The sequence below is a fragment of the Streptococcus sanguinis genome (assembly GCF_003943735.1).
Lineage (GTDB): Bacteria > Bacillota > Bacilli > Lactobacillales > Streptococcaceae > Streptococcus > Streptococcus sanguinis_E.
The window spans coordinates 30,694-54,114 of sequence record NZ_RJMV01000014.1; the positions used below are offsets into that span (position 1 = coordinate 30,694).

Annotated in this window: 22 protein-coding genes and 1 rRNA gene; 19 read left to right on the forward strand and 4 right to left on the reverse strand. The window is 43.5% G+C overall.

Features of this window, described 5'->3' with window-relative positions:
• Positions 1 to 155 precede the first annotated feature (155 nt).
• Positions 156 to 1,310 (forward strand): THUMP domain-containing class I SAM-dependent RNA methyltransferase, encoded by a 1,155-nt coding sequence (locus D8877_RS11015; RefSeq protein WP_125353360.1) that lies wholly within the window; start codon positions 156 to 158, stop codon positions 1,308 to 1,310.
• A gap of 12 nt (positions 1,311 to 1,322) precedes the next feature.
• Complete coding sequence (locus D8877_RS11020) at positions 1,323 to 2,780, forward strand: cell division site-positioning protein MapZ family protein (protein ID WP_125342649.1); 1,458 nt, start codon at positions 1,323 to 1,325, stop codon at positions 2,778 to 2,780.
• A 65-nt stretch (positions 2,781 to 2,845) separates the two neighbouring features.
• Here D8877_RS11020 and D8877_RS11025 read toward each other — a convergent pair whose 3' ends face one another.
• On the reverse strand, positions 2,846 to 3,328 hold the full coding sequence (locus D8877_RS11025; RefSeq protein WP_125341613.1) for an S-ribosylhomocysteine lyase: 483 nt from the start codon (positions 3,326 to 3,328) through the stop codon (positions 2,846 to 2,848).
• Between the two features lie 365 nt (positions 3,329 to 3,693).
• Here D8877_RS11025 and D8877_RS11030 point away from each other — a divergent pair, with 365 nt between their 5' ends.
• The 13 genes from D8877_RS11030 to D8877_RS11090 all read left to right on the forward strand — a co-directional run bounded on the left by D8877_RS11030 (position 3,694) and on the right by D8877_RS11090 (position 18,118).
• Positions 3,694 to 5,307 (forward strand): ribonuclease Y, encoded by a 1,614-nt coding sequence (locus D8877_RS11030; protein WP_002911302.1) that lies wholly within the window; start codon positions 3,694 to 3,696, stop codon positions 5,305 to 5,307.
• A gap of 187 nt (positions 5,308 to 5,494) precedes the next feature.
• Positions 5,495 to 6,127, forward strand: a complete 633-nt coding sequence (gmk, locus tag D8877_RS11035; protein WP_125341614.1) for a guanylate kinase — start codon at positions 5,495 to 5,497, stop codon at positions 6,125 to 6,127.
• A gap of 25 nt (positions 6,128 to 6,152) precedes the next feature.
• Positions 6,153 to 6,467, forward strand: a complete 315-nt coding sequence (rpoZ, locus tag D8877_RS11040; protein WP_002893503.1) for a DNA-directed RNA polymerase subunit omega — start codon at positions 6,153 to 6,155, stop codon at positions 6,465 to 6,467.
• 60 nt (positions 6,468 to 6,527) lie between these two features.
• The gene (locus D8877_RS11045; protein ID WP_125341615.1) at positions 6,528 to 8,915 is read left to right on the forward strand and encodes a primosomal protein N'; all 2,388 of its coding nucleotides are present in this window, start codon (positions 6,528 to 6,530) and stop codon (positions 8,913 to 8,915) included.
• A gap of 83 nt (positions 8,916 to 8,998) precedes the next feature.
• On the forward strand, positions 8,999 to 9,934 hold the full coding sequence (gene fmt / locus D8877_RS11050; RefSeq protein ID WP_125341616.1) for a methionyl-tRNA formyltransferase: 936 nt from the start codon (positions 8,999 to 9,001) through the stop codon (positions 9,932 to 9,934).
• Complete coding sequence (gene rsmB / locus D8877_RS11055) at positions 9,924 to 11,240, forward strand: 16S rRNA (cytosine(967)-C(5))-methyltransferase RsmB (protein ID WP_002926518.1); 1,317 nt, start codon at positions 9,924 to 9,926, stop codon at positions 11,238 to 11,240. The genes fmt and rsmB overlap by 11 nt, the downstream gene beginning before the upstream one ends.
• A gap of 18 nt (positions 11,241 to 11,258) precedes the next feature.
• The gene (locus tag D8877_RS11060) at positions 11,259 to 11,999 is read left to right on the forward strand and encodes a Stp1/IreP family PP2C-type Ser/Thr phosphatase (protein WP_002893499.1); all 741 of its coding nucleotides are present in this window, start codon (positions 11,259 to 11,261) and stop codon (positions 11,997 to 11,999) included.
• Positions 11,996 to 13,849 (forward strand): Stk1 family PASTA domain-containing Ser/Thr kinase, encoded by a 1,854-nt coding sequence (pknB, locus tag D8877_RS11065; RefSeq protein WP_125341617.1) that lies wholly within the window; start codon positions 11,996 to 11,998, stop codon positions 13,847 to 13,849. Before D8877_RS11060 ends, pknB begins: the two co-directional genes overlap by 4 nt.
• 145 nt (positions 13,850 to 13,994) lie before the next feature.
• Positions 13,995 to 14,690 (forward strand): cell wall-active antibiotics response protein LiaF, encoded by a 696-nt coding sequence (liaF, locus tag D8877_RS11070; protein ID WP_125341618.1) that lies wholly within the window; start codon positions 13,995 to 13,997, stop codon positions 14,688 to 14,690.
• Positions 14,687 to 15,706 (forward strand): envelope stress sensor histidine kinase LiaS, encoded by a 1,020-nt coding sequence (locus tag D8877_RS11075; RefSeq protein WP_125341619.1) that lies wholly within the window; start codon positions 14,687 to 14,689, stop codon positions 15,704 to 15,706. Before liaF ends, D8877_RS11075 begins: the two co-directional genes overlap by 4 nt.
• Positions 15,684 to 16,316, forward strand: a complete 633-nt coding sequence (locus tag D8877_RS11080) for a response regulator transcription factor (protein WP_111675396.1) — start codon at positions 15,684 to 15,686, stop codon at positions 16,314 to 16,316. The genes D8877_RS11075 and D8877_RS11080 overlap by 23 nt, the downstream gene beginning before the upstream one ends.
• A 39-nt stretch (positions 16,317 to 16,355) precedes the next feature.
• Positions 16,356 to 17,756 (forward strand): bifunctional Cof-type HAD-IIB family hydrolase/peptidylprolyl isomerase, encoded by a 1,401-nt coding sequence (locus tag D8877_RS11085; protein ID WP_002911309.1) that lies wholly within the window; start codon positions 16,356 to 16,358, stop codon positions 17,754 to 17,756.
• Entirely contained in the window at positions 17,756 to 18,118 is a 363-nt protein-coding gene (locus tag D8877_RS11090) for a S1 RNA-binding domain-containing protein (RefSeq protein ID WP_002901252.1), read from the forward strand. The genes D8877_RS11085 and D8877_RS11090 overlap by 1 nt, the downstream gene beginning before the upstream one ends.
• A gap of 105 nt (positions 18,119 to 18,223) precedes the next feature.
• On the opposite strand, the gene cysK is transcribed toward D8877_RS11090, so the two are convergent.
• The 3 genes from cysK to D8877_RS11105 all read right to left on the reverse strand — a co-directional run bounded on the left by cysK (position 18,224) and on the right by D8877_RS11105 (position 20,350).
• Positions 18,224 to 19,153 carry a cysteine synthase A gene (gene cysK / locus D8877_RS11095; RefSeq protein WP_002911310.1) on the reverse strand — a complete coding sequence of 310 codons (930 nt, stop codon included), beginning with the start codon at positions 19,151 to 19,153 and terminating at the stop codon, positions 18,224 to 18,226.
• 100 nt (positions 19,154 to 19,253) lie between these two features.
• Positions 19,254 to 19,694, reverse strand: a complete 441-nt coding sequence (locus tag D8877_RS11100) for a PH domain-containing protein (protein ID WP_002911311.1) — start codon at positions 19,692 to 19,694, stop codon at positions 19,254 to 19,256.
• An 11-nt stretch (positions 19,695 to 19,705) separates the two neighbouring features.
• Positions 19,706 to 20,350, reverse strand: a complete 645-nt coding sequence (locus D8877_RS11105) for a YigZ family protein (RefSeq protein WP_002911312.1) — start codon at positions 20,348 to 20,350, stop codon at positions 19,706 to 19,708.
• A gap of 55 nt (positions 20,351 to 20,405) precedes the next feature.
• On the opposite strand from D8877_RS11105, the gene D8877_RS11110 reads away from it, so the two are divergent.
• From D8877_RS11110 to D8877_RS11125, 4 genes are all read left to right on the forward strand, one after another.
• Positions 20,406 to 21,704 carry an ATP-dependent helicase ComFA gene (locus D8877_RS11110; protein ID WP_002911313.1) on the forward strand — a complete coding sequence of 433 codons (1,299 nt, stop codon included), beginning with the start codon at positions 20,406 to 20,408 and terminating at the stop codon, positions 21,702 to 21,704.
• Positions 21,701 to 22,366: a ComF family protein gene (locus tag D8877_RS11115; protein WP_125353362.1), complete on the forward strand. Its 666-nt coding sequence runs from the start codon at positions 21,701 to 21,703 to the stop codon at positions 22,364 to 22,366. The genes D8877_RS11110 and D8877_RS11115 overlap by 4 nt, the downstream gene beginning before the upstream one ends.
• Before the next feature lie 81 nt (positions 22,367 to 22,447).
• Positions 22,448 to 22,990 (forward strand): ribosome hibernation-promoting factor, HPF/YfiA family, encoded by a 543-nt coding sequence (gene hpf / locus D8877_RS11120; protein ID WP_125341625.1) that lies wholly within the window; start codon positions 22,448 to 22,450, stop codon positions 22,988 to 22,990.
• A gap of 332 nt (positions 22,991 to 23,322) precedes the next feature.
• Positions 23,323 to 23,421, forward strand: a 16S ribosomal RNA gene (locus D8877_RS11125); the annotation flags it as partial.

The following is a 23,421-nucleotide window of genomic DNA, read 5'->3' on the forward strand; positions in this document are numbered from 1 at the left end:
GATATTTCAAGGAATGAGCTAGCTGATAAATGGCAGCGAAACCTTCTCAGCCCAAAATTTAAAAAGGGAGAGTGAGGAAAATCGATGTGACGAAATCACGATTTTTGTCTCACTCCCTTTGTTTGTATAGATTAGAATCCATTTAAAAAGCCAAGATGAAAGAAAAATTTAATTTAATTGCGACCGCAGCGGCAGGGCTAGAAGCTGTCGTCGGCCGTCAAATCAGAGAGTTGGGACTTGATTGTCAGGTCGAAAATGGCCGGGTTCGCTTCGAGGGTGATGTCAGTACTATTATTCAAACCAATCTCTGGCTGCGCGCGGCCGATCGGATTAAGATTGTAGTTGGCAGTTTTCCAGCCAAGACTTTTGAAGAGCTCTTTCAGGGAGTTTTTGCTCTGGATTGGGAGAATTATCTACCGCTGGGAGCTAAATTTCCTATTGCCAAGGCCAAATGTGTCAAGTCAAAACTTCACAATGAGCCTAGCGTTCAGGCTATTTCTAAAAAGGCAGTTGTCAAGAAGCTGCAGAAGCATTATGCACGTCCGGAAGGGGTGCCCCTGCAGGAAAATGGAGCTGAGTTTAGGATAGAGGTTTCTATTCTAAAAGATGTAGCGACGGTCATGATTGATACGACAGGATCCAGCCTCTTCAAACGTGGTTATCGGGCCGATAAAGGTGGTGCACCGATCAAGGAGAATATGGCAGCAGCTATTTTACTTCTATCAAATTGGTATCCAGATAAGCCTTTGATAGACCCGACTTGCGGCTCTGGTACTTTTTGTATCGAGGCAGCCATGATTGGGATGAAGATAGCGCCGGGACTCCATCGTCCCTTTGCCTTTGAAGACTGGAATTGGGTGGATAAAGACCTGGTAGCTCAGGCTCGCTCGACTGCACTCAGTCAGATTGATCAGACCATCCAGCTGAATATTTCTGGATCGGATATCGATGGCCGTATGGTAGAACTAGCTCGAAAAAACGCTGAGCAAGCAGGAGTTGCAGAGCAGATTCACTTCAAGCAGATGCGTCTGCAGGATTTGCATACAGATAAGATTAATGGTGTGATTATCTCTAATCCGCCGTATGGGGAGCGCCTCCTAGATGATGAGACTGTGACTCGTCTTTATCAGGAAATGGGAGAAACCTTTGCTCCGCTCAAAACCTGGAGCAAGTTTATCCTGACTAGCGATGAAGCGTTTGAAAGCAAATACGGCAGTCAGGCCGATAAAAAACGCAAACTTTATAATGGTACTTTAAAAGTTGATTTATATCAGTATTTTGGCCAGCGGGTCAAACGTCAGTTAGATTAGAAAGGATTTGCCGTGACGAAAGAAGAAAACTACTCACCGGAAGAAGAAAAGAAAGAGTCGGTCCTTGATTTTGAAGAGGCCAAGGAAATGACAGTCGGACAAGCCACTCGTAAAAAAGAGGAGCTGGAAGCCGGTGTGAATGAAAGTGACAATGTGCTAGATAAGTATATCAAGCAGCACCGTCAGGAAATCGAAGCTGGAAAATTTGAAACCCAGAAAATCAGAAAGCTGCAGGAGCAGGAAGCAGCTCAAACTGAGCAAGCCTCTTCTGATTTGACCGACTTCATCAAAGAAAGACGGCAAGAGGTTGAAAGTGAACAGGAGATTCCAACAGCTCAGTCGACAGGCACTGAGAGAGCAAGTGAGCCAGAAGCAGCTCCAAACCCCTTAGGTTCTCGCAGTCAACGCTCAGAGCAAGCTGATGCGGTTCCTGCCGCTCCCGTTCAAAAGACATCTTACGGTCCTATTCCAGAACCGCTTGATGAGAAGGAATTACAGGTTTCTAAGACGCCTTTCTACAAGAAAAAAGCTTTCCTTTATCCAGTCTTAGGACTTTTAGGGATTGCTGTAGCGGGCACAGGGCTTTACTTTGCTCTGGGGCATAATTGGGGTCATAAGACCGTTACAAGCTCCAGCTCTTCAACATCGCAGTCCAGTAAAAAGAGCTCGTCTTCCTCTAGCTCTGATAATATTGCCAAGGATTTGAAGTCCTTTAATGATGAGTATGCTGCATTCTTCACAGATAGCAATCAGACAGCTGTTAAAAACAGTAAATTTGGTGACTTGGAAAAATTAAAAACCTTACTTGAAAAGCTAAAAGGCAGCAAAGACTATGATGCCGCTAAGAGCAAGTATGATTCCTTGGTCAAGCAGATTTCGGCTATCCAAAGTGTCAATTCGCAGTTTGATGGCGGAGCGATTACTGACGGTGTCTTGAACAAGGATGCCAAGGCGAATACAAATGCGACCTTCTCAGATGTATCAAGTGGCAATGCTAAGTTAGATGAAGTTCTAAAGGCAGCGATTGCCCAAGGACGTAGTCAACAAGTACCAACACCAGCTCCCGCTACTGATCAAGGAGGTACAGGTGCAGGTACAAGTGGCGGTTCAAGCTCGTCTGCTTCTGGTTCAGGAGCTTCCAGCTCTTACTCTGGCTATGGTCTCCCAAGCAACGGAGTAAATCTGCAGAGAGACCTCAGTCGTGTTCCTTATAATCAAGCAGCTATTGATGACATCAACAATCCGGCTTGGACGTTTAATCCTGGCGTTCTGGAGAAGATTTTGCAAACTTCTCGTGAGCGCGGCTACATTTCTGGAGACAGCTATATTCTGGAACGCGTTAATATTATCAAAGGAAACGGCTACTACAACCTCTTCAAACCAGACGGTACCTACCTCTTCAGTATCAACTGTAAGACTGGATACTTCGTCGGAAATGGACCGGGTCATGCTGACTCACTTGATTTCTAGTTTGTTGATGGATTTCATTATACATGCACAAAAAAAGTTCTCGATTTCGAGAACTTTTTACTGTTTTAAATCACATGGCGTTCAAAGGCATCGTCAGAGATTCCTTGGCTGAGAATGAGCTTAGCCCATTCTTTGGCTGAAAAGAGGCTGTGATCCTTGTAGTTTCCGCAGGATTCAATGGTTGTTCCAGGGACATCTTCCCAGCTAGTTGACTCAGCGATTTCTTCCAGACAGGATTTGATGACCTGAGCAATCTGGCTGGAGCTGTGTTGGCCCCACATAATCATATGAAAACCAGTGCGGCAGCCAAAAGGTGAGCAGTCAATCATACCATCAATGCGCTTGCGAATCAACATGGCCAGCAAATGCTCAATGGTATGCAGGCCAGCAGTTGGGATTGAATCTTCATTAGGCTGAACCAGACGGATATCAAAATTGGAAATGATGTCGCCTCTAGGGCCAGTTTCTTCTCCGATAAGGCGGACATAAGGCGCTTTGACAATGGTGTGATCCAGCTCAAAGCTTTCGACGATAACTTCTTTAGACATGGTTTCTCCTTTACAATATAGCAAGTGCGAGAAGGTTTTTCTATTGATATCAAGCCATAAGTTTGTCTTGTTAGCGAAGAAAAAGCCTGTCTCATAGACACATTTTCTTCTCTGATTATAGCATAAAAAATTTTTATTTGGGAATAAAGTTTGCATCTTAAAGGAATGAAAAATTTGAACAATCTTGCTTATCTCTTGAAAAAAGTTTTGGTGCTCAGGCTTCTACAAACTTTGAAGATTTAGTCGGTAAAAATTGGACAAAAGCTTTCTTGTTTTTCAAAAAATAGGTTTGTGAATTTTTTAGATTTGTGATAGAATAGTATGGAATTTTGAATTCAACAATTAAATAGATTTGGAGTAAAAACATGGACCTATTTCCTATAATTATGTCTGTTTTTGCTGCCATCATTGGTTTAGTGATTGGATATGTAAGTGTCTCAGCTAAGATGAAATCATCTAAAGAAGCTGCAGAGCTTACTCTTTTAAATGCTGAACAAGAAGCAACCAATTTACGCGGACAGGCTGAACGCGAAGCTGATTTGATTGTCAAAGAAGCCAAGCGGGAAACAAGTTCGCTTAAAAAAGAAGCACTTTTGGAGGCAAAAGAAGAAGCCAGAAAATATCGTGAACAAGTTGATGCAGAATTTAAGTCTGAACGTCAAGAGTTAAAACAAATCGAAAGCCGCTTGACAGAGCGTGCTTCTACCCTTGACCGCAAAGACGATAATTTAAGCAACAAAGAAAAGGCTTTGGAGCAAAAAGAACAAAGTCTCTCAGATAAATCTAAACACATTGATGCGCGTGAAGAACAAGTAGCGGAACTTGAAAAGCAGAAGGCGGCAGAGCTGGAGCGAGTTGCTTCGCTATCGCAGACAGAAGCGCGTGATATTATTTTGACGCAGACCGAGGACAAGCTTTCTAAAGAGATTGCGACTAGGATTCGGGATGCGGAGCAAGATATCAAAGAGCGGTCTGATAAGGTTGCGAAGAATATCTTGGTCCAAGCCATGCAGCGTATTGCCGGTGATTATGTCGCTGAGCAAACCAATTCAACGGTGCATCTGCCAGATGACAGTATGAAGGGCCGGATTATTGGCCGTGAAGGTCGCAATATCCGAACTTTTGAAAGTCTGACTGGTATTGATGTCATCATTGATGATACGCCTGAAGTGGTTACTCTCTCAGGTTTTGATCCGATTCGACGTGAGATTGCTCGTATGACCATGGAAGCACTCTTGAAAGATGGCCGTATTCACCCAGCTCGCATCGAGGAGTTGGTTGAGAAGAATCGTCTGGAAATTGACAATCGCATCCGTGAGTATGGGGAAGCCGCAGCTTATGAAATCGGAGCTCCTAACCTGCATCCTGATCTGATGAAAATCATGGGTCGTTTGCAGTTCCGTACTTCTTATGGCCAGAATGTCCTGCGGCACTCTATTGAAGTGGCCAAGCTTTCCGGTATCATCGCTGCTGAGTTGGGTGAAAATGCCAATTTAGCTCGCCGTGCTGGATTTCTCCATGATATTGGCAAGTCTATTGACCGTGAGGTTGAAGGCAGCCACGTGGAAATCGGGACTGAACTGGCTCGTAAGTACAAGGAGCATCCAATCGTTGTTAATACGATTGCCAGCCACCACGGAGATGTGGAAGCAGAAAGTGTCATTGCTGTTATCGTAGCTGCAGCAGACGCACTCAGTGCTGCTCGTCCAGGTGCCCGCAGTGAATCTCTGGAAAGCTATATCAAGCGTCTCCAAGATTTGGAAGAAATCGCTAATAGCTTCAAGGGTGTCAAGAACAGCTTTGCTTTACAAGCCGGCCGTGAAATCCGGATTATGGTTCAGCCGGACAAGATTAAGGATGACAAGATTACGATTTTGGCGCACGATGTGCGTGAAAAGATCGAAAACAACTTGGAATATCCAGGCAATATCAAGGTAACGGTTATCCGTGAGATGCGTGCCGTTGACTACGCAAAATAAAGAAGAAATGCAGTCTGGTAACAGATTGCTTTTTTCTTGAATTATCTGCCGGTCTATTTGGTTTTCCGTATGATTGCTTGCTTATTTTTTCTAGTTTCTCAAAACTCTAGACACATACATTTCTTCCTATACTCTTGAAATATCAGCCTAATTTTGTTACACTAGATAGAAAGACTGTGAAGGAGACATGATGACGGAACGAGGCTTACTAATCGTCTTTTCTGGCCCCTCTGGTGTAGGAAAAGGGACTGTTAGACGAGAAATTTTTGAAAGCACTGATAATCAATTTCAGTACTCGGTATCCATGACGACTCGTACTCAGCGTCCAGGTGAAGTGGATGGAGTTGACTATTTCTTCCGCACTCGCGAGGAGTTTGAAGAGCTGATTCGTCAGGGACAGATGCTGGAGTATGCAGAGTATGTAGGAAACTACTACGGGACGCCTCTGACTTATGTCAATGAAACGCTGGATAAAGGTATTGATGTCTTCCTGGAGATTGAAGTTCAGGGAGCTTTGCAAGTCAAGAAAAAAGTTCCAGATGCCGTCTTTATTTTTTTGACTCCTCCAGACTTAGAAGAACTCAAAGACCGCTTGGTCGGCCGCGGGACAGACAGTGCTGAGATTATCGCCCAGCGCATTGAAAAGGCCAAAGAGGAAATTGCCCTCATGCGCGAGTATGATTATGCCATTGTCAATGATCAGGTGTCGCTGGCTGCCGACCGTGTCAAGCGCGTGATTGAAGCAGAGCATTTCCGAGTAGACCGTGTTATCGGCCGTTATCAGGACATGCTTCCAAAAAATGAAACGATTATTCGATAGAAAGTTAGAAATTAGGTAGAAAATTATGATGTTAAAACCGTCTATTGACACATTGCTGGACAAGGTTCCGTCAAAATATTCCTTGGTTATTTTAGAAGCTAAGCGCGCTCATGAGCTTGAAGCTGGAGCTCCCGCTACGCAGGAATTCAAGTCTGTTAAATCCACTCTTCGTGCTTTGGAAGAAATTGAATCCGGCAATGTCGTTATCCATCCAGATCCAGAAGGCAAGCGCGAGGCAGTTCGCCGTCGGGCAGAAGAAGAGCGCCTGCGTAAAGAAGAAGAAGAACGCAAGATTAAAGAGCAAATCGCTAAAGAAAAAGAAGAAGGTGAGAAGATTTAAGGTTGGGGATGCTCAATCTTATTTTTTCTGTAATGACGTTTAGGAAAGTGGGGTGAGAATGTGAAGCTAGCAAAGATTATTGTGGATGTTCCTCTGATGCAGACGGACAAGCCCTATAGTTATGCTATTCCAGAAGAGTTTGAAGGGATGCTGGCAGCTGGCATGCGGGTCCATGTCCCTTTTGGGCAGGGAAATCGCCTGATTCAAGGGATTGTAGTCGGCTTTGATGAGACGGGAGGCCAAGAAGAGCTGAAGGAAATTGCAGAAGTCCTTGATTTCAGCCCCGTCTTGAATCAGGAACAGCTCTGGCTGGCGGATGAACTGCGTAAGTCAGTCTTTTCCTATAAGATTACCCTTTTAAAGGCCATGCTGCCTAGTCTTCTCAACTCCAGCTATGATAAACTGCTCTATCCGACAGAGCTGCTGAATGATGAGGAACGCTCAGCTATCTTTGGTCAGGAGGACAGTCTTCGCTTCTCTGATTTGGACAAGAAAAGCCAGGCCAAGCTGATGCGACTGACCCAAACTGGCCGCATTCGGCTGGAGTATCAGGCGACGGACAAGAAGCATATTAAGACTGAGAAATGGTATCAGGTCAATCATACCGCTCTGCAAAATCATGACCTTCCCCGACAAGCCAAGAAAAAACAAGCATTAAAAGAAGTCTTGCTGGAGCAGCAGGACAGCCGGCTCTTGGCTGATTTGCGAGAAAACTTTTCGCGGGATATTATTAATTATTTTATCAAAGAAAATCTAATTAGCATTGAGGATAGAGAAATCAGCCGTTCTGCTGCTTATTTCCAAAAGGAGCGTCAGCAGCAAAGTCTGACCTTAAATGATGAACAAGCCGCAGCAGTTGCGGCAATCACTCAGAAAATTGGTCAGAGTCATTCTCAGCCAGTCCTCTTAGAAGGGGTTACTGGCAGCGGGAAGACCGAAGTTTACCTGCAGGTCATCGCAGAGGCACTGGCTCAGGGAAAGACTGCTATCATGCTGGTTCCGGAGATTTCTCTGACTCCGCAGGTTACTGACCGTTTTATTTCTAGATTTGGCGACCAAGTTGCAATTTTGCATTCAGGTCTGTCTGACGGTGAGAAATATGATGAATGGCGCAAGGTGGAGCGAGGAGCTGCTCAGGTCGTTGTCGGCGCGCGCTCAGCTATTTTTGCTCCGCTGACAAATATTGGAGCCATCATCATTGATGAAGAGCATGAATCCTCCTACAAGCAGGATTCTAATCCTCGCTATCATGCTAGAGAGGTGGCTCTCCTGCGAGCTCAGTACAATCAAGCTGTCTTAGTGCTGGGGTCGGCGACTCCGAGCCTGGAGAGCCGTGCTCGAGCAAGTCGTGGTGTCTATGATTTTCAGCTGCTCAGCAAGCGCGCAAATCCGCTGGCGCAGATTCCTCAAGTGGAAGTGGTGGATTTTCGGGATTATATCGGCCAGCATGAAGCCAGTAATTTCACGCCAGTCCTGCTAGATGCTATTCAAGATCGTCTGGATAAGGGAGAGCAGACGGTTCTCATGCTTAATAGGCGGGGTTATTCCAGTTTTGTCATGTGTCGGGAATGTGGGACCGTTGATAGCTGCCCTAACTGTGATATTTCTCTGACCCTGCATATGGACACCAAGACCATGAACTGCCACTACTGTGGTTTTACTAAGAATATTCCTCAGTCTTGTCCTAACTGTGCCAGCCGCAGTATTCGCTATTATGGGACAGGGACGCAGAAAGCTTATGATGAGTTGGTTCAGTTCTTTCCCCAGGCTCTCATTTTACGGATGGATGTAGATACAACCCGTAAGAAAGGTAGTCATGAAGCTATTTTAGAAAGCTTTGGTCAAGGGCAAGCAGATATTCTCTTAGGCACTCAGATGATTGCCAAGGGGCTAGATTTTCCAAACGTGACGCTGGTTGGTGTACTCAATGCAGACACAGCTCTTAATCTACCGGACTTTCGCTCTTCAGAGCGAACCTTCCAGCTGCTGACTCAGGTGGCGGGCCGGGCTGGTAGAGCAGAAAAGGCTGGTCAAGTCTTCATCCAGTCCTATAATCCCCATCATTATGCCATTGAGTTTGCCAAGCAGCAGGATTACGAGGGCTTTTATGCTTATGAAATGGGAATCCGCCGGCAGCTAGGCTATCCGCCATATTACTTTACGGTCGGCCTGACTCTGTCGCATAAGGATGAAGAGACAGCAGTGCGAAAAGCCTATGAGGTTATGGATGTTCTGCGGAGCGGTCTGTCAGAAAAAGTGCAAATCTTGGGTCCAACGCCGAAGCCCATAGCTCGTACCCACAATCTCTATCATTATCAGATTTTGCTCAAATATCGCTTTGAAGACAAGCTGCAGGCGACACTAAATCAAGTCTTGGACTGGACACAGAATCGGGACAATAAAGATTTACGTCTGACAATTGATAATGAACCACAAAATTTTATGTAAAGCTTTTTAGCCGAGATTAAGGTTGTTGCAGGCGACTTCTGATATAATAAGGGAAGGAACAAAGAAGGAATCAATAGTTGAAAATGATGAAAATAATATTTATGGGAACACCAGACTTCTCAGCGACTGTCCTAAAAGGGCTGCTGGACAGCGGTCAATATGAAGTGTTAGCAGTGGTAACGCAGCCGGACCGTGCCGTCGGCCGTAAAAGAGAGATTCGCATGACTCCAGTAAAAGAATTGGCCTTGGAATACGGGCTGCAAGTTTATCAACCGGAAAAGCTGGCTCAAAGCTCGGATTTAGAGGAGTTGATGAACTTAGAAGCAGATGGTATTGTCACAGCTGCTTTTGGGCAGTTTTTACCTAGCTGCTTACTGGACAGTGTTGACTTTGCGGTGAATGTTCATGCTTCTTTGCTGCCTAAATACCGAGGTGGTGCGCCCATTCACTATGCTCTGATCAATGGTGATGAGCAAGCGGGTGTTACGATTATGGAAATGGTCAAGGAAATGGATGCTGGAGACATGATAGCCAGCAGAGCGGTGCAGATTGAAGAGACTGACAATGTCGGAACTCTCTTTGAAAAATTGGCGATTATTGGTCGAGATCTGTTATTGGATGTGCTGCCAGCCTATAGGGCAGGGCAGATTATCCCTCAGCCGCAAGATCCTAGTCAGGTCACTTTCTCTCCGAATATCAGCCCAGAAGAAGAGAGGATAGACTGGAGCAAAACAAACCGACAAATTTTCAATCAAATTCGTGGCATGTATCCTTGGCCAGTAGCTCATACCTTGCTGCAGGGACAACGCTTTAAGATTTATGAAGCAGATATGGTAGCTGGCAGCGGTCAGCCGGGACAGATATTGTCTATTAGTAAAAAAGAACTGGTGGTTGCAGCTGGTAAGGGAGCCCTCTCGCTGAAGACGGTTCAGCCTGCTGGTAAGCCCAAGATGGCTATCGTTGATTTTTTGAATGGACTGGGCCGCAGCCTGTCCCTAGGAGATACTTTTGGAAAGTAAGCAAAAAACGGCCCGTTGGCAGGTCTTGGAAATTTTGGAAGAAGTTTTTGAAGAAGGAGCCTATTCCAATATCGCCTTAAACCGGGCTCTGAATCAAAGCTTGCTGAGTCAAGCAGATAAAGGTCTGGTAACAGAGCTGGTTTACGGCACAGTTGCTCGGAAAATCACACTGGAGTGGTATCTATCCCATTTGATTGAGGATAGGGATAAATTGGATAACTGGCTCTACATTCTGCTTATGCTCAGTCTGTACCAGATGCTCTATCTGGATAAAATCCCTCAACATGCAGCTGTTCATGAGGCTGTTGAGATTGCGAAAATCCGTAAGCGTGGCAGTGAGAAATTTGTCAATGCCTTGTTACGTAGGATTGAGCGTGAGGGTGTGTCTGATTTTGAAACAATCAAGCGCAAAAACAAGCGCTACTCGATCCAGTATTCTCTGCCGGTCTGGCTGGTCAAAGATCTGATAGAAGAGTTTGGCGAAGAAAGGGCTCTAGCTATCTTTGCCAGTCTCTTTGTTCGAAGTAAGGCCAGCATTCGCGTGACGGATATGTCGCGCAAGGCAGAGCTTCGCCAGCTTTTAGGGGCTGAGGACTCTCTTTTATCTCCGTCAGCCTTGGTTAAGAGACAAGGACATTTTGCTGGGCATCAGCTCTTTGAAAGAGGAGCGATTACGATTCAGGATGAGTCTAGCCAGCTTGTGGCTCCTACTCTGGCCATAGAAGGAGAGGAGCAGATTTTGGATGCTTGCAGTGCACCGGGGGGCAAGACTGTCCACATGGCTTCCTATCTGACGAGCGGCCACATTACAGCCTTGGACCTCTATGATCATAAGTTAGAACTCGTAGAAGAAAATGCAAAAAGACTGGGCTTGGCAGATAAAATCACCACTAAAAAGCTGGACGCGACCAAAGTGTTTGAGACATTTGGCCCAGATGCTTTCGATAAAATCTTGGTGGACGCTCCTTGCTCAGGTATTGGCTTAATTCGCCGCAAACCAGATATAAAATATAATAAAGAAAATGCAGATTTTGAGAATTTACAAAAAATTCAGCTGGATATACTAGACAGCGTTTGTCAAAGTCTACGTAAAGGTGGTATAATAGCTTATAGTACTTGCACGATTATGGCCAAAGAGAATTTTGAGGTTGTCGAAAAATTTCTGGCCAGTCATCCGAACTTTGAGCAAGTCTTATTAGACCATGAAAGAAAAGATATCGTCAAAGACGGCTGTATCTTAATTACGCCGGAATTATATGAAAGTGACGGATTTTTTATCAGTCAATTTAGGAAGATATCGGAATAAGAGGAGGAAACTGATAGTATGGAAATTTCATTATTAACAGATGTTGGTCAAAAGCGTACAAATAACCAAGATTATGCTAATCTTTTTGTGAATCGGGCGGGCAAGACCCTTATCATCTTGGCAGATGGTATGGGCGGTCACAGAGCTGGAAACATTGCTAGCGAAATGGCTGTGACAGACTTAGGAGCTGCATGGGTTGATACACAGATTGATTCGGTGAATCAGGTGCGTGAATGGTTTGCGGAGCACTTGGAAGAGGAAAATCAGCGCATTCATCAATTTGGTCAAGATGAAGAATACAAGGGTATGGGGACGACTTTGGAAGCCTTGGCTATCATTGATAATCAAGCCATCTATGCCCATATCGGCGATTCTCGCATCGGTTTGATCCGTGGTGATGAATACCGTCAGCTGACTAATGATCACTCGCTTGTTAATGCTTTGTTGAAAGCTGGACAGATTACTCCAGAAGAAGCAGAGCGTCATCCGCAGAAGAATATCATTACCCAGTCTATTGGTCAAAAAGACGAAGTACAGCCTGACTATGGCATGATTACCTTGGAAGATGGTGACTATCTTCTCCTCAACAGTGACGGTCTGACCAATATGATTTCAGACAGTGAAATTTGTGACATTGTCACCAGCGACATCAGTCTGTCTGAAAAAACAGAAACCTTAATTCGCTTTGCCAACAATGCTGGAGGGCTGGATAACATCACAGTTGCTCTGGTTCGCTTTGACAAGGAGGATAAGGCATGATTCAAATCGGCAAAATCTTTGCCGGGCGATATAAAATCATCAAGCAGATTGGCCGTGGAGGCATGGCAGATGTCTATTTGGCCAAGGACTTGATTTTGGATGGTGAGGAAGTTGCGGTAAAGGTTCTTAGAACCAATTACCAGACAGATCCTATCGCTGTCGCGCGTTTCCAGCGGGAAGCCAAGGCGATGGCTGACTTGGACCATCCGCACATCGTTCGGATTACTGATATTGGGGAAGAAGATGGCCAGCAGTATCTGGCTATGGAATACGTGGCAGGTCTTGACCTCAAGCGCTATATCAAAGAGAATTCTCCGATTTCAAATGAAGAAGCAGTCAGAATCATGGGACAAATCTTGCTGGCGATGCGCTTGGCGCATACACGCGGTATTGTCCATCGTGATCTGAAACCACAAAATGTCCTCTTAACCCCGGATGGCAATGCCAAGGTAACAGACTTTGGGATTGCGGTGGCCTTTGCGGAGACAAGTCTGACTCAGACTAACTCAATGCTAGGCTCGGTTCATTATCTATCACCTGAGCAGGCACGTGGCTCTAAAGCAACTGTTCAGAGTGATATTTATGCGATGGGGATTATTTTTTATGAGATGCTGACTGGTCATATCCCTTATGATGGAGACAGTGCCGTTACGATTGCCCTTCAGCATTTCCAAAAGCCTCTGCCATCCATCATTTCTGAAAATCCTAATGTGCCTCAGGCCTTGGAAAATGTGGTCATTAAGGCAACAGCCAAAAAACTGACGGATCGTTATCAGTCAGTTGCAGAGATGTATGTCGACTTGTCCAGCAGCTTATCTTATGAGCGCCGTAATGAAAAGAAATTAGTCTTTGATGATGTTGCGAAAGCAGACACCAAGACCTTACCAAAAATCTCACCTGTACCTCAGCCAGCAGTTCCACCTGTTAAGCCAACTCCGGTTAAAACAGAAGCGGATGAAGTTAAGGAAGAGACACCAGATGCGGTTAAGAAAGTTCCAAAGAAACGTCGCTTGAGAACGCGTTATAAAGTACTTTTCTTTGCAGTCCTATTGGTTTTGGCGGCTTTTGTTGTCCTTCTTTATAATAGCCCATCCAATACCAGCGTGCCAGATGTTTCTGGTCAGACTGTGGCAGAGGCTCGCTCCGCTATCGAAGCTAAGAAGCTGGTTGTCGGAGACGAAAAGGAAGAATACAGCGACAAAGTCGAATCCGGCAAAGTCATTAAAACTGATCCACAGGCCAATAGTCAGCGCCGCGAAGGCAGCAAGATTGACCTGATTATCTCCAAGGGATCCAAGACCTTTGTAATGGAAGATTATGTTGGACAAGCAAAATCAGCCGCAGTTGAAAATCTGAAAACAAACTATAATGTTTCTGAGAAATTGATTGAGATTGTTGAGGAGGAATCGGACGAGTACGAGCCAGGCCAGGTCATTCGCCAGTCTCCGGCAGCTGGTTCGACCTATGATTTGACTTCTAATCATAAGATCAAGCTGACAGTGGCGAAAGAAGTAACTAGTGTGTCCATGCCTGACTTTGGCAGCATGCAGTACACCTACGCTAATGCTCGTTCTTACTTGATTCAAATGGGAATTTCTTCTTCTCGAATTGAGCGAGTTGTTGACCGTTCGGTCACTTCGACTCAGGCGGACTTGGTGACCTCTCAGTCTCCGGCGGCAGGTCAGACAATTGACCTCAAGTCAAATGAAAAAATCACTCTTTACGTGACAGAAGCAACGACACCATCGTCATCTAGCTCGTCATCATCATCGTCTAGTAGCAGCTCAAAGAGCAGCTCATCGTCTGAAGATAGTGGACATGGAACTAATTCCAGCTCATCTGATAGTTGATTAATAAACCATCCATTTCAAGTTTTTTATCTTAAAACGGATGGTTTTTTCTTATTTACTGGACAAATTTCCCCATTTCATGCCTTGGACGGAGGATTTTTGGTCTAATTTTGTTAAAATAGGAAGGTAGAGAAAGGAAACGGCTATGTGGAAGGTTCAATTATTTGTCTTTGTTGAAACAGTCTTATTATCCATGGCATTGGTGACCATGTTGGCAGCTGATTTTTCACGAGTTGTCATTATCTTGGTCCTTTTTTTGCTGCTGCTCTATTATTACTTCGGCAAGCAAAAAGGGAATTTTTTGCTAGTCGCTTCCATGATTATGCTGTTTTTTATTATCATGCTGAATCCTTACGTTATTGCTGCGCTCTTATTTGCGCTAGTTTATGGTATGATTGTCGCCTATCCTTATATTTATAAGGAAAATCAAGAAACCCATCTTGTTTACGAAGAAGATGTGGAGATTGAGAGCGAAAAGAACCGTTGGCTGGGAGATTTGCAGCATTTTTCGAAAGATAGCTGCCAATTCCACGACATCAATCTCTTGCGCATTGTTGGGAAAGACACCATTCATTTGGAAGACGTGATTTTGGTCAATCATGATAATGTGATTGTGATTCGAAAGGGCTTTGGCGATACCAAGATTATTGTGCCGCTGGATGTGGAAATTCAGCTGCAAATCAATACTCTTTACGGGGAGCTAAACTTTCTGCATCATCCATCCCGCAAGCTGCGCAATGAAACCATTTCGCTGACGACACCAGACTATAAACGGGCCAATAAGACAGTGAAGATAGTCCTCGTCAGCTTCTTAGGAAATGTGGAGGTTGTCAGAAAGTGAAGAAATCAAATTATTTTCTCATTCTCCTCTATACTTTCTTTGTCTTATTTATCATCTTTCATTATATTTTCAATATTTTTGATTTTACTTGGCAGGAGCTCTTTAATGATTTGGAGCTGTTGCAGTCTTTTGTGTTCTTTGTTGTGATTATCGGTTTATCACTGACCATTCTGATTGTGATAGCAGCTCGCTTGATACAATATCTATCAGTAGCCCATGTACAAAAAAATCTTCGGAATTTGCTGGATGGACGGAGAATGGAGCCGACAGACCAACCCGAGTTGGATCGTTCTCTGCATCAGCTCGAGAGAAGGCTGCACCGTTTAACAGAGAATCTCCAGAAGTCTGAAAACCAAACCCTGCAGACAGAAGAGAAAATTATCGAAAAAGAACGGCGACGGATTGCGCGTGATTTGCACGATACTGTCAGTCAGGAATTATTTGCAGCCAATATGATTCTGTCAGGAGTAGCTGGAAATGTAGAACGGCTTGATGGAGAAAAACTGCAAAAGCAGCTCAAGGGGATTGCAGATATTCTGGACACAGCCCAGAAGGATTTGCGGATTCTCCTGCTCCACCTGCGGCCTACAGAGTTGGAAAACAAGACTCTGGTCGAAGGGATGGATGTGATTATCAAGGAGCTGACTGATAAAAGTGATATTGGTGTTCACTTCAATCATCAGGTTGGGCATCTACCCAAACAGATGGAGGAGCATGTCTTCAGAATCATGCAGGAAATTATCAATAACACACTGCGGCATGCCCAAGCCAGTCGGCTGGATATTTACCTCTATCAGGCACCTAATGAGCTTAAAATCAAGGTATCTGATAATGGCGTCGGTTTTGATCCGTTGGCTCAGGATGAACTCAGCTACGGCTTGAAAAATATGGAAGACCGTGTACGGGATATGGCGGGCACCTTTAAGCTTTTGACAGCCCCCAGAAAAGGTCTTTCTATTGAAATCACGATACCTTTACTAGAAGGAGAAGATCATGAAGATATTGTTAGTGGATGACCACCAGATGGTCAGATTGGGATTGAAAAGTTATCTGGAACTGCAAGATGATATAGCTGAAGTATCTGAAGCAGTCAATGGCAAAGAAGGAGTTGAGCAGGCTTTGGCAGAACATCCGGATGTGATTATCATGGATATTGTCATGCCTGAGATGAATGGTATCGAAGCGACGCTGGCCATTTTAAAAGAATGGCCGGAAGCAAAGATTCTGATTTTGACTTCTTATTTGGATAATGAAAAAATTTATCCTGTTCTGGATGCAGGCGCTCATGGATATATGCTTAAGACTTCCAGCGCTGAAGAAATTCTCCGTGCTGTCAAAAAAGTGGCCAAGGGAGAATTTGCCATTGAAACAGAGGTCAGTAAGAAAGTGGAGTATCATCGTAACCATATCGAGCTCCATGAGGATTTGACCGCTCGTGAGCGTGATATTTTAGGGCTTTTAGCCAAGGGGTATGAAAATCAACGGATTGCGGATGAGCTCTTCATTTCCCTCAAAACAGTCAAGACTCATGTTTCCAATATCCTGTCCAAATTGGAGGTGAGCGACCGCACTCAGGCAGTTGTTTATGCTTTTCAGCACCATCTTGTCCCACAAGAAGACTTTTAATGGTATAATAGAAAAGATTAAGATTGGACAAGGGGAGATATGGACGCGAAATTAAAGTATAAGGCAAAAAAGATAAAAATTGTCTTTTTCGATATAGATGATACCCTGCGGGTCAAGGATACAGGTTTTATTCCAGATTCTATACAGACAGTTTTCAAGCAATTGAAAGACAAAGGAATTTTAACGGGTATTGCGTCTGGACGAGGAATGTTTGGTGTCGTGCCGGAACTGAGAGCTTTGCAGCCAGACTTTTTCGTTACTCTGAACGGAGCCTATGTCGAAGACAGCAAAGGGAAGGTGATTTCTCAGACGGTTATCCCGTCTGAACGAGTGATGTCCTATATTGCTTGGGCTCAGGAAGTAGGGATTGACTATGGTTTGGTCGGCAGCCATGGAGCGGCCTTGTCCAATCGAAATTCTCTGATTTCAGAGGCCATTGATGTGGTTTATCCAGATTTGCCTGTAAATCCAGACTTTCATTTAGACAAGGATATTTATCAGCTTTGGACTTTTGAGGATAGAGGAGATGGCCTGCAGTTGCCAGAGGCGTTAGCGGAGCATCTGCGTTTGGTTCGCTGGCATCCTCATTCGTCAGATGTCGTGCCGACAGAAGGTTCCAAGGCAGCCGGAGTTTCCAAGGTTGTCGAGCATCTGGGCTTGAAACCTGAAAATGTCATGGTTTTTGGCGACGGACTCAATGATCTGGAATTGTTTGACTATGCAGGAATTGGCATTGCCATGGGCGTTTCCCATGAAGAACTGCGAAAAAGAGCAGATTATATTACAAAAACAGTAGAAGAAGACGGTATCTTTGCCGCCTTAGAGGAGTTAGGTATGGTAGAAAAAGAATTACATTTTCCACAAGTAGAACTTGCAGCAGCAGAAGGTCCAAAAGCGACTATCAAGACTAATCATGGGGACATGAAAGTTCAGCTGTTTCCAGAACAGGCACCAAAAACAGTAGCCAACTTTATTGCCCTTGCTAAAGATGGTTATTATGACGGTGTGATTTTCCACCGCATTATTCAGGATTTTATGATTCAGGGTGGCGATCCTACTGGTACTGGTATGGGTGGTCAGTCTATTTATGGCGAGAAATTTGAAGATGAGTTTTCACCAGAATTGTACAATATTCGTGGGGCTCTTTCCATGGCAAATGCTGGTCCAAATACTAATGGCAGTCAATTTTTCATTGTTCAAAATAAAAATCTACCTTATTCAGCTAAGGAATTAAGCCGCGGCGGCTGGCCTGAAGCTATCGCTGAAGTCTATGCCAGTCAGGGAGGAACACCGCATTTGGATCGGCGCCACACTGTCTTTGGTCAGCTGGCTGATGAAGCGTCCTACCAAGTTTTGGACAAGATTGCAGCTGTTGAGACGGGGGCTATGGATAAGCCGGTGGAAGATGTTGTGATTGAAACGATTGAGGTTGAAGACTGATGAAAATCGGTGATAAATTAAAAGGCAAAATCACTGGGATTCAGCCTTATGGAGCTTTTGTTGAACTGGAAAACGGAACGATTGGCTTGATTCATATCTCAGAAATTCGTCCAGGCTATATTGAAAATATCCATGATAGTGTAAAGATCGGCCAGCAAGTCTTGGTACAGGTTGTGGACTATGATGAATTTTCTGGGAAGTCCAGTCTGTCTATGCGAACCTTAGAAGAAGAAAAGCACCGCCTCCCTAGACGTCACCGCTTTTCAAACGACCGCTGTAAAATTGGTTTTGAGCCTTTAGGAAGACAGTTGCCTATCTGGATCAAAGAGGCAAAAAAATTCTTAAAAGAAGAAAAAGTTTAAAAAATATCCTGTTCGATAAGAGAACAGGATATTTTGCTTGGATAGAATTGCGATTCAATTCATAGCCGAGTACTAAGTTGAAATGGACAAGTTTTTCAAAAAATACTAAGCATCAAATTCATAGAGAGCGGTAGACAGGTAGCGTTCGCCGTTATCAGGTGCCAGAGCAAGGACTTTCTTGCCAGCTCCTAGTTTTTTCGCTACTTCAATAGCTGCGAAAATAGCAGCAGCAGATGAAATCCCCACTAAGAAGCCTTCCTGACCGCCAATATAGCGTCCGAATTCCAGTGCTTGATCAGAAGTTACGCGGACAATACCGTTGTAGGCTTCTGTATCTAAGGTCTCTGGAATGAATCCAGCTGAAAGTCCTTGGATTTTGTGAGGGCCTGGCTTCTCACCAGAAAGGATAGCAGATTCGTCTGCTTCGACTGCGTAGATTTGGATGTCCGGATTAACTTTTTTGAGAGCGTGAGATACACCGGAAATAGTTCCGCCAGTTCCGACACCGCCTACAAAGGCATCCAGTCCAGTTTCACTGAAAGCAGCGATAATTTCTGCTCCTGTTGTTCGTTCGTGAACCTCTGGATTGGCCGGATTGTTAAACTGCAGTGGCAGCCAGCCATTTCGTTCTTGCGCGATTTCCTGTGCTTTTGCAATGGCACCTTTCATTCCTTCGCTACCCGGAGTCAAAACTAACTCAGCACCATAAGCTTGTATAATCTTGCGGCGTTCCACACTCATGGTTTCTGGCATAACAATGACGACCTTGTAACCTTTAGCTGCTCCAACCCATGAAAGGCCAATACCGGTATTTCCGCTGGTTGCTTCAACGATGGTATCGCCGGGCTTGATAAGGCCATCGCGTTCAGCCGCCTCAATCATGCTGAGAGCAATCCGGTCTTTGACAGAAGAGCCGGGATTGAAAGCCTCTAACTTCACATAAACCTCAGCAGCTCCTTCTGGAACCAAGTTGTTCAATTTGACGATGGGAGTTTGCCCAATTAGTTCTGTAATGTTTTGATAAATACGTGACATAGAATACATACCTCAATATAATTTAATAGAATTAGTATAAAATGAAATAAGCGCTTTGTAAAATATAAAAATCCTATCAAAGTGATAGGATTTTTTTATATTAGATTAAACCATTAATTTTCAAACGATTATTATAGGCTAATTCAAATAGATATTTATATAAGGGTGCAATATCTGCCTTTTTAGGAAATTCGAACTTATGTTTCTTAGGGAACTCGTTGTGGGCTTTTAAAAAGGCATTGTCTAAATAAGTGATTGTAATTTCACTATCATCAATACCAGCTCCAGCAGTTTCCATATCAACGTCCACAATATTCATCAGAAAAATTGATTTCACAGACATCTTCCGGCCAGTTGCTCCTTGCTTGTCAGTAAAAATAATACGAATATTTGTAAATAAGATAGAGTCACGAATCAGAGTGTAGCCACTCTGGATAACTTCACCTTCAAGTAAATATTGTCCGTATTCTTTTGAAAGTTGATCAACATTTTGTTCGCTGAAATTTCCAGCTAATCCTTGCATTAATTTTCCAAATGCCATAATTTTCTCCTTTAATTTTCTTTATCTAGTATAGCATGCACTTCAACTTCTCGCAAGCCTAAGTCAGTTAGTTCTATTTTTCCGTTGAAAAATTCTGTTAAATTTCTCTTAGTGGTTTCTTTGATATTTTTGTCAATATAAATGGTTGTATCAACTAATTCTGTAAAGATTGTATCGGTTTCTTCTAAGTTTTGGACCTTCAGAAAATTCGCAAAATCCTGATACTGGCTGTAAGACAGTTTTAGGCGTAGGCCAGCTTGTTCTTTTATCTCAACCAGTCCAATCTCCTTAATAGCCAGAGCAACACTGCCGGCATAAGCTCGAATCAGGCCGCCGGCTCCTAGTTTAATACCGCCAAAATAGCGAGTAACCACAACGCAAAGATTGGTCAAATTGTGCTTTTCTAGGACTCCCAGCATAGGAACTCCGGCTGTTCCGCTGGGCTCACCATCATCGCTAGTTCGCTTTATATCACTCTTTTCCCCAATGATAAAAGCAGAGCAGTTATGAGTGGCCTTGTAATGTTCTTTTTTTATAGCAGCTATAAAAGCGCGAGCCTCTTCCTCAGAGTAAATTCTTTTTACATGGCAGATAAAGCGGGATTTTTTAATTTCCTCTTGAACCATACCATCTTCTTTAATTGTCTTAAATTCCATAACTATATTTTACAAAAAAAGACGAATTTTGCCAAAAAATTACGAATAAATAAGTATGTTAGAGTTGCAAGATTGTTTAGGACGTATATTTACAGAGAGTCAGTTAGAGTCTAGCTTGCGAGCACAAGCAAAAGAAATTCCCAGTATCCGAGAAGAAAAAGGCAAGCTCCACTGTGGACGCTGCAACAGCTTGATTGAACGAGAAAATCAGCTACCTGTTGGAGCTTATTATTGTAGAGAATGCTTAATCTTGGGTCGGGTACGTAGTGACCAAAAACTCTACTATTTTCCCCAAGAGGATTTTCCTAAGAATCAGGTGCTTAAATGGCAGGGGCAACTGACAGAGTTTCAGGGGAAGGTCTCCAAAGGCTTACTGGATGCGCTAGAGAAAAGACAGAATACGTTAGTGCATGCTGTTACTGGCGCTGGAAAAACAGAAATGATTTACCAAGTGATTGCAAGAGTTATTGATAGAGGAGGAGCTGTTTGCTTGGCCAGTCCGCGGATTGATGTTTGTTTAGAGCTTTATCGGCGCCTTAAAGAAGATTTTTCTTGTGAAATAGCCCTTCTGCATGGGGAGTCAGAAGCTTATTTCCGCAGTCCCTTGGTGATTGCCACCACCCACCAGCTCTTAAAATTTTATCGGGCTTTTGATTTGCTGATTGTGGACGAGGTAGACGCCTTTCCTTATGTAGATAATCCCATGTTGTATCACGCAGTAGAGCGTTCAGTTAAAGAGGATGCTACAACTATTTTTCTGACAGCCACTTCCACGGATGAACTGGATAAAAGAGTTCAAAAAGGTGAGCTGAAACGCCTGAGTCTTCCCAGAAGATTTCATGGTAATCCCTTGACCATCCCTCAGAAAGTTTGGTTATCTGATTTTCAAAAGTATCTTCAGAAGAAGAAAATAGCACCTAAACTTTTGAACTATATACAAAAACAGAGAAAGACTCAATTTCCTCTCTTGATATTTGCTGCAGAAATTCAAAGAGGAGAGGATGTTGCTCAGGCTTTGCAGATAGCTCTGCCTGATGAAAAGCTGGCTTTTGTCGCCTCCACAACAGAAAATCGTCTAGAGATTGTCGAGCAGTTTCGTCACAAGGAGATCACTATTTTGGTGACAACGACTATTTTAGAGCGTGGGGTAACCTTTCCTGGTGTAGATGTTTTTGTCTTGGAAGCCAATCATCGCCTGTTCAGTCGTAGTGCTCTGGTTCAGATTTCAGGCCGAGTTGGTCGTAGTATGGATAGACCGACTGGACAGTTGCTATTTTTTCATGATGGGACTACCCTTGCTATGGAAAAGGCAATTCGGGAAATGAGAGATATGAATAAGGAGGCGGGATTATGACAGAGTGTCTTTTATGTAAGGAGCAAATTAAGGAGAAAGGCAGTTTTTTACAGCTTTTTCTATTAAAAGGAGAAGGACCAAGCTGCTGCTCCACTTGTTATCAAAATTTTGAATGCATATCTGAAGAGCGTTGCCCACGCTGTTTTCGCAATGGGAAATCAGATTTATGTAGAGATTGTAAAAAGTGGGAGGGAGAGGGGAATCAAGTTCAGCATCAGTCACTATTTACCTATAATGAAGCAATGAAGGATTATTTCAGTCAATACAAGTTTCAGGGAGACTATGTATTGCGCTTTGTATTTGCAAAAGTAGCTAAAAAAGCAGTCAAAATGTTTAGAGAGCATACCATTGTTCCGATTCCAGTGAGTAACGAAAAATTTCAAGTTCGAGGATTTAATCAAGTGCAGGGAATTTTAGATGCTGGAAACTTGTCATATAGAAATATATTAGAGAAAAAAGACACTCTAGCACAGTCGAGCAAGACACGTGAGGAGCGTTTGCAGACGCAGCAGGCTTTTAAAATTAAGAAAGGAGTTGATTTGCCAGATAAAATTTTGCTGGTTGATGATATCTATACGACTGGAAAAACCTTGCAATTAGCTAAGCAAATCTTATTGGAAGCCGGTGTGAAAGAAGTATTGTCGTTTTCAATCGCAAGATAAGAAAAAATTTGCAAAAAAGGAATGAAAGCGTTATAATGATATTATAAATAAAACATTTATGTTTAGAAAGAAGGTACTTATATGCTTAAATATAGTATCCGTGGTGAAAACCTAGAAGTAACAGATGCTCTCCGTGACTACGTAGTTTCTAAACTTGAGAAGATTGAGAAGTATTTCCAAGCAGAGCAAGAACTTGATGCACGTGTGAACCTCAAGGTTTACCGTGAAAAGACTGCGAAAGTGGAAGTGACAATTCCGCTAGGCTCCATCACTCTTCGTGCAGAAGATATCTCTCAGGACATGTATGGATCAATTGATTTGGTCACAGATAAGATTGAGCGCCAAATCCGCAAAAACAAGACCAAAATTGAAAGAAAGAATCGCAATAAGGTTGCTACAAGCCAGCTTTTCACAGATTCCTTTGCTGAAGAAGCAGAAAAAGTTCCGTCAAAAGTTGTCCGTTCAAAACATATTGATTTGAAGCCGATGGACTTGGAAGAAGCGATTCTGCAGATGGATTTATTGGGGCATGATTTCTTTATCTATTCCGATGCAGAGGACAGCAGCACAAATGTGATATACCGTCGGGAAGATGGAGATATTGGCCTGTTAGAAGTCAAATAAATAAGAAAAGAGGGTTGAGAGCAAATTTCTCAACCTTTTTAGATTATAGAAAGTCATGCACTCAGGTGGCATAAACCAGCTTTCGGCTCACAAAGAAACTAACTTTATACTTATAGTTGAAAAAATAAACTTTTAAAAAAACGAAAAAATATTAAAAAAGGTATTGACAGGAGGTGTGGTTGGGTGATATACTAATATAGTTGTCGCGAAAGACAAAGCCCTTTGAAAACTGAACAAGACGAACCAAGTGCAGGGTGACATAGAGATATGTAACCTGTCAAAAAACGAAAATAAATCTGTCAGTGGACAGTAATGAGTGCGAACTCAAACTTTTTAATGAGAGTTTGATCCTGGCTCAGGACGAACGCTGGCGGCGTGCCTAATACATGCAAGTAGAACGCTGAAGAGAGGAGCTTGCTCTTCTTGGATGA

What these genes read in the sequence shown, in the direction of transcription:
- D8877_RS11015 (WP_125353360.1), top strand. Translation starts at nt 156, where the DNA reads ATGAAAGAAAAATTTAATTTAATTGCGACCGCAGCGGCAGGGCTAGAA.
- D8877_RS11025 (WP_125341613.1), bottom strand. Translation starts at nt 3,328, where the DNA reads ATGTCTAAAGAAGTTATCGTCGAAAGCTTTGAGCTGGATCACACCATT.
- D8877_RS11030 (WP_002911302.1), top strand. Translation starts at nt 3,694, where the DNA reads ATGGACCTATTTCCTATAATTATGTCTGTTTTTGCTGCCATCATTGGT.
- gmk (WP_125341614.1), top strand. Translation starts at nt 5,495, where the DNA reads ATGATGACGGAACGAGGCTTACTAATCGTCTTTTCTGGCCCCTCTGGT.
- rpoZ (WP_002893503.1), top strand. Translation starts at nt 6,153, where the DNA reads ATGATGTTAAAACCGTCTATTGACACATTGCTGGACAAGGTTCCGTCA.
- fmt (WP_125341616.1), top strand. Translation starts at nt 8,999, where the DNA reads ATGATGAAAATAATATTTATGGGAACACCAGACTTCTCAGCGACTGTC.
- D8877_RS11060 (WP_002893499.1), top strand. Translation starts at nt 11,259, where the DNA reads ATGGAAATTTCATTATTAACAGATGTTGGTCAAAAGCGTACAAATAAC.
- pknB (WP_125341617.1), top strand. Translation starts at nt 11,996, where the DNA reads ATGATTCAAATCGGCAAAATCTTTGCCGGGCGATATAAAATCATCAAG.
- liaF (WP_125341618.1), top strand. Translation starts at nt 13,995, where the DNA reads ATGTGGAAGGTTCAATTATTTGTCTTTGTTGAAACAGTCTTATTATCC.
- D8877_RS11080 (WP_111675396.1), top strand. Translation starts at nt 15,684, where the DNA reads ATGAAGATATTGTTAGTGGATGACCACCAGATGGTCAGATTGGGATTG.
- D8877_RS11085 (WP_002911309.1), top strand. Translation starts at nt 16,356, where the DNA reads ATGGACGCGAAATTAAAGTATAAGGCAAAAAAGATAAAAATTGTCTTT.
- D8877_RS11090 (WP_002901252.1), top strand. Translation starts at nt 17,756, where the DNA reads ATGAAAATCGGTGATAAATTAAAAGGCAAAATCACTGGGATTCAGCCT.
- cysK (WP_002911310.1), bottom strand. Translation starts at nt 19,153, where the DNA reads ATGTCACGTATTTATCAAAACATTACAGAACTAATTGGGCAAACTCCC.
- D8877_RS11100 (WP_002911311.1), bottom strand. Translation starts at nt 19,694, where the DNA reads ATGGCATTTGGAAAATTAATGCAAGGATTAGCTGGAAATTTCAGCGAA.
- D8877_RS11105 (WP_002911312.1), bottom strand. Translation starts at nt 20,350, where the DNA reads ATGGAATTTAAGACAATTAAAGAAGATGGTATGGTTCAAGAGGAAATT.
- D8877_RS11110 (WP_002911313.1), top strand. Translation starts at nt 20,406, where the DNA reads ATGTTAGAGTTGCAAGATTGTTTAGGACGTATATTTACAGAGAGTCAG.
- D8877_RS11115 (WP_125353362.1), top strand. Translation starts at nt 21,701, where the DNA reads ATGACAGAGTGTCTTTTATGTAAGGAGCAAATTAAGGAGAAAGGCAGT.
- hpf (WP_125341625.1), top strand. Translation starts at nt 22,448, where the DNA reads ATGCTTAAATATAGTATCCGTGGTGAAAACCTAGAAGTAACAGATGCT.